The 5,050-nt window shown below is 47.1% G+C and carries 3 protein-coding genes and 1 tRNA gene; 1 reads left to right on the top strand and 3 read right to left on the bottom strand.

Features of this window, described 5'->3' with window-relative positions; translation table 11 throughout:
* Positions 1-162 precede the first annotated feature (162 nt).
* The 3 genes from DW917_RS16230 to DW917_RS16240 are packed head-to-tail and all read right to left on the bottom strand — an operon-like array spanning position 163 to position 4,606.
* Positions 163-1,011 carry a CPBP family intramembrane glutamic endopeptidase gene (locus DW917_RS16230; RefSeq protein WP_118120406.1) on the bottom strand — a complete coding sequence of 283 codons (849 nt, stop codon included), beginning with the start codon at positions 1,009-1,011 and terminating at the stop codon, positions 163-165.
* Positions 998-1,948 (bottom strand): bifunctional riboflavin kinase/FAD synthetase, encoded by a 951-nt coding sequence (locus tag DW917_RS16235; RefSeq protein WP_118120408.1) that lies wholly within the window; start codon positions 1,946-1,948, stop codon positions 998-1,000. The genes DW917_RS16230 and DW917_RS16235 overlap by 14 nt, the downstream gene beginning before the upstream one ends.
* Positions 1,949-1,966: 18 nt before the next feature.
* Positions 1,967-4,606, bottom strand: coding sequence for a calcium-translocating P-type ATPase, PMCA-type (locus DW917_RS16240; RefSeq protein ID WP_118120411.1), 2,640 nt, complete (start codon positions 4,604-4,606; stop codon positions 1,967-1,969).
* 172 nt (positions 4,607-4,778) lie between these two features.
* On the opposite strand from DW917_RS16240, the gene DW917_RS16245 reads away from it, so the two are divergent.
* Positions 4,779-4,852, top strand: a tRNA-Ile gene (locus DW917_RS16245).
* Positions 4,853-5,050: the final 198 nt, after the last annotated feature.

Here is a 5,050-nt window from a genome sequence, read left to right on the forward strand (position 1 = left end):
AGCGGTCCCTCGGGGACCACGTGATGGGGAACCGGTGAACAAGAGACGAGCAACCGTTGCTCATGAAGCGGGCAACAAGTGCCCAAACTAATATCCACAATTTGCCTTAATTCTATATTATATTTTATTAAAAACTTTCTATTTAGTTATGATTCCCTCTTTTCAGGATTTAGCAGGAACATTTTTCGGTTTCTGAAGCCTCAAGATCATCTGGATAAAACTTGGTATCATGATACAGAGCGAGAAACCTACAGCGTAATATACAGTTTTTTCATCACCATGGAAGAGGTCGATGAGTTTACCATCGCTCTGTGGCATGAGATTATTCAAGACATAAGCCATCGTATTGTTCACCCAATGCATCAGAATGCCCGGAACAAGACTTTTGGTGCGATAATACATCCATCCCAAAAGCAAGCCCATCAGGAGGGCATTAATAAACTGCGCCTTATTGCCATGCATCAAGCCAAACGCAGCTGCAGAAATGAAGATGGCAACCCAATGATTCTTCTTGCTTACCATATCAAGCAAAGTACGGAGGATAGCGCCACGGAACACGATTTCCTCTGCCAGAGGTGCCAATATACCGATAGCTACATAGCCCCAAGGCTCCTTCATCAGCGAAGCAAACACCCGTTCGGTATCCGCATCCATCTCGACACCAATCTGCTCATAGACAAACTCCAATGGAATGATAGCGCCCAGAGTAAACAAAGCGACCCACAACAGACTGATCCAAGGCTTTGACTGCAGATAGTTACGGGTAAGGGGAGTCCATTTAGCCTTCAGGAAAATGATGAGGGTGATGACATTACTGAATACCGTAGTCAGCGCCGTCAGGATGGCATTATTTCCCGTACCCATAGCAAGAAGAGTTGCCTGATAACCTTCGCCCTTGACAGCAGCCCAAATGCCTGCTCCAGCATAAGTCAGAAATATCTGTACGACTATAAATATAATAATGTATAAAACTATGTCTGTCAGACCTTTTTTAAAATTAATCTTTGCCATTATCAATCTCCTTATTTAAAAATTCCACTACTGTTTTTTCATCTTCCTTCAACTGTTCTGCCAATTCCTCAGGACTATCAAATTTCTGTTCGCCACGGATTCGCTTGATGAAGCAGACAAGCAGCAGTTGGTCGTAGATATCACCCTCGAAATTGAAGATATGCGTTTCCAGCGTAATCTGCTTGCCATTAAAAGTTGGTCGGTTGCCCACATTCATCATGCCCTGTTTCCAAGTCATAGAGTTCTCTATACGAACCTTTACGGCATAAACTCCTGTAGCAGGAATCAACTGTCCGAAATGCGAGATGTCCAGATTGGCAGTCGGAAATCCGAGTTTTCTTCCCTCATGATAACCATTCACTACTTTACCGATAATGGTATAAGGATAACCCAGACACTGGTTGGCCATCTCTATTTCACCTTCTTTGAGGAAGGAACGGATGACAGAGGAAGATATATTGATGTCATCTATCCGGAAGGCATCGTTTTTGATGACCTCAATACCCAGTTCTTTGCCGTAACGCACGTAATCCTCGAAAGTCTCAGAACGGTTATGACCAAAACGATGATCATAACCGATGAACAGTTTCCTGACATGGAGATGGTCATTGAGTATCTTCTGCATAAACTCGCGCGCTGACATAGCAGCCATTGCCTTATCGAAATGCAAGACAACAGCATTATCCACCTCTGTTTTTGAAAGGAGGAGAAGTTTTGAATCGAGCGTACTCAACATCTCCGGCTGATAATCACTCTGGAGTACCTTACGGGGATGTTCATCGAAAGTAATGATGGTGGATTGCAAACCCTCCTGACTGGCGGTTTCTACAAGATGACGGATCAGGAACTGATGTCCACGATGCACCCCGTCGAAGAAACCGATAGTTGCCACGCAAGGCTGCAATTGTACAGTTTCGTTGTAATGTATAGTATTCATTCTATCTTAATCATTGGATTATCTTCTCTTAGCTATTATTCTCTTGAATGCTCTCCACAGCTCGCCCGCCCAAAGCACAACAGAGGTTGAACCGATAATGAGCAGCCACTCGTGAAGTGACAAAGGTGTAGTGCGGAACATTTCGCCACCGAAGGTTACGATGATCCACTGGCCCACTAAGACAAGAACAAGCACTAAAATCATTCCCCTATCCTTCAGGAAATGGCGGAAAGCGGTGTGATGACTCATCAGCGCCTTGGCATTGAAGAGGTTCCAGAACTGTATCATCACGAAGGTAGTGAAGAACATGGTCAACTCATGCACATCTACTCCACCCTTGCCTCTACGCTCGCAGTAAACCAGCAGGGCAAACATCACGAGGAAGAAGACGATGCCGCAGAACAGAATGCCGAAACCGATGCTCTTGTTGATGATGAAATCAGATGCCTTGCGTGGCTTCTCCTTCATCACCTCGTGAGATGGAGGCAATGAGGCGAGTGCCAGGGCTGCAAAGGTATCCATGATAAGGTTCACCCAGAGAATCTGGGTTACCGTCAACGGCATCTCTGTTCCGATGACCGAGCCGCCAAGCACCAGCAGGAGGGCTGCCACATTGACTACCAACTGGAAGAAGAGGAAGCGCTGCAAATTGCGATAGAGCGAACGTCCCCACATCACGGCGTTGGCGATAGATTTGAAGGAATCATCAAGCAGAGTCATATCCGAAGCCTCCTTCGCCACGGATGTTCCAGAACCTAAGGACAAACCCACATGGGCATAGTGAAGCGCCGGAGCATCGTTGGTACCATCGCCTGTTACGGCAACCACCTCGCCACGCTTCTGGAGCATCGCCACCAGTCGCTGCTTATCGGTAGGACGGGCACGGCTCATCACGCGGATATCCTTCGCCCGTTCGTAAGCCTCATCATCAGAAAGTGCCTCCCACTGTTCGCCCGTAATCATCTGCTGGTCGAGCGAAGTCAGAGAGCCATCTGCTCCAATATTCTCAGGTTCATCTTCGAAGACACCTATCTGCTTGCCTATCTCCAAGGCGGTGGCAGCCGTATCACCCGTAACCACCTTCACCTCAATACCCGCATGGCGGCACTCCTGCACGGCAGCAGGAACATCCGGACGGATAGGATCGGTAATGGCTGCAATGGCCTGCAGCTGAAGGTCGTTGGCATCGAGAAGTGCTATCACTTCGGCAGTAGAGGTTCTGGAAGTTCTCATGATAGAAGCTTCTACCTTCTTATAGGCGAACGCCAGGGTTCTCATAGCCTTATGCTGCCACTCATCGAGTTCTTCGGCTGACTGTCTCAGCATTCTATCTTCGATGATGCATTTCTTCATCACGATTTCAGGCGCACCCTTCACGAAGAGATAGGTCTCGCCATCAACTTCTGCCAAGGTTGCCATCATCTTTCTCTCGGTAGAGAAAGGCAACTGCTTGAGCACGTTCACCTGCCTGCGGAGTTCTTCATAATCCTTGCCCTGGGCATCGAGCCAAAGCAGGAGAGCCGACTCGGTAGGGTTTCCGATAGGTTTGCCGTCATTCAATTCGGCTGTAGAGTTGAGGGCAATGGCAGTATCGAGCAGCGCCTCATCGCCCTGCTTGAGTTCCAGGGCGCTCACCTGCATCTTGTTCTGGGTAAGCGTACCGGTTTTATCGGTACAGATCACGGTAACGGCACCCATGGTTTCGCAGGCATGAAGCTTGCGCACCAGGTTGTTAGACTTCAGCATTCTTCGCATGTTGAGTGCCAAGGAAAGGGTAATCGCCATCGGCAATCCCTCAGGCACCGCCATCACAATCAGGGTAACAGCCATCATGAAGTATTTCAGCACGATTTCTGCCATATAGAAATAATCCTTACCGCCCCAGGCTGGATTGGTGAGAATATCATGAATCAGGAAGATGAAGAAGGCTGCCACAGATACCACGGAGCCTACCTTGGAAATCATCTTTGCCAACTTATCGAGCTGCATGTGAAGCGGTGTCTCTACCGAAGTCTGTTCGGTAGATTTCTTCGCCACCTTACCAATCTCGGTAGCATCGCCCACGGCAGTAACCACGAACTCGCCCCTACCATTCATCACCATGGTAGAACGGAGGATGACGTTGCGAGGATAGGCTCCATCGCCACCACCCTCCAGAGATTTTTCGGTAACGGGTTCGCCCGTAAGGGTAGATTCATTAATCTGCAGATCGTTGCAGACGATGAGCTCGCCATCGGCAGGCACCTCGTCGCCCACTTCCACGAGCACCACATCTCCCACCACCACATCGTGGCGCGGAATCTCCATCACCTTACCATTGCGGCGCACCTTTACCGGCTGCTCTTCGCTGAGCGCCGTAAGCAGATTAAACTTCTTTGCCGCATCACGCTCAAAATAGAAGCCTACGGTTGTGGCAAGAAAAACAGCCACGAAGATACCGATGGTCTCCATGTAATTCTTTTCGATAAAAGCAAGGATGAGGGATATGAACGCTGCCACAAGAAGTATTTGGATAATCGGGTCGCGATACTTATCCAAATACAATTTCCATAATGATGTACGTTGAGGAGGGGTGAGGACGTTACGCCCATGTTGCTCCCTACTCTGTTTAACTTGTTCGTCGGTAAGACCGATTCTTTTATTTTTGTCTATGTCCATTTCTAAATAGAAATTCTTCTTTGTATATATTGGTCATGCACATACACGTACGCACGCACATATTGGGTGCAAAGATACGTTATTTTTCTGATTCTAAGAAAATTTTTAAGATTTTATTTGGTTATTTGCTCAAATTCTATTATCTTTGCACTCGAATTTGAATAAAATTCCCGGACTTGTAGCTCAGTTGGTTAGAGCAACAGACTCATAATCTGGAGGTCCTAGGTTCAAGCCCTAGCTGGTCCACGCTGAAAATCAAGCAGTTAAGCAGAAATCGCTTAACTGCTTTTTTCGTTTTAGAAAACATGTTTGAAACTACGAATTCAAGCTTGCAGAAAGAATGCATCTTCAAAAAGCAACACCGTAATTCCTCTTTCAAAATTTGGTGGTTTCAATTATTTGCCGTATCTTTCCTCTATAAAACGAAAATGATTTCCCTCGCAC

The organism is Prevotella sp. AM42-24 (assembly GCF_003461825.1).
In the GTDB taxonomy this organism is placed as follows: Bacteria; Bacteroidota; Bacteroidia; order Bacteroidales; family Bacteroidaceae; genus Prevotella; species Prevotella hominis.

Bases quoted from the DNA above. Each gene is read 5' to 3' on its own strand.
- DW917_RS16230 (WP_118120406.1), bottom strand. From the start codon at position 1,011: ATGGCAAAGATTAATTTTAAAAAAGGTCTGACAGACATAGTTTTATAC.
- DW917_RS16235 (WP_118120408.1), bottom strand. From the start codon at position 1,948: ATGAATACTATACATTACAACGAAACTGTACAATTGCAGCCTTGCGTG.
- DW917_RS16240 (WP_118120411.1), bottom strand. From the start codon at position 4,606: ATGGACATAGACAAAAATAAAAGAATCGGTCTTACCGACGAACAAGTT.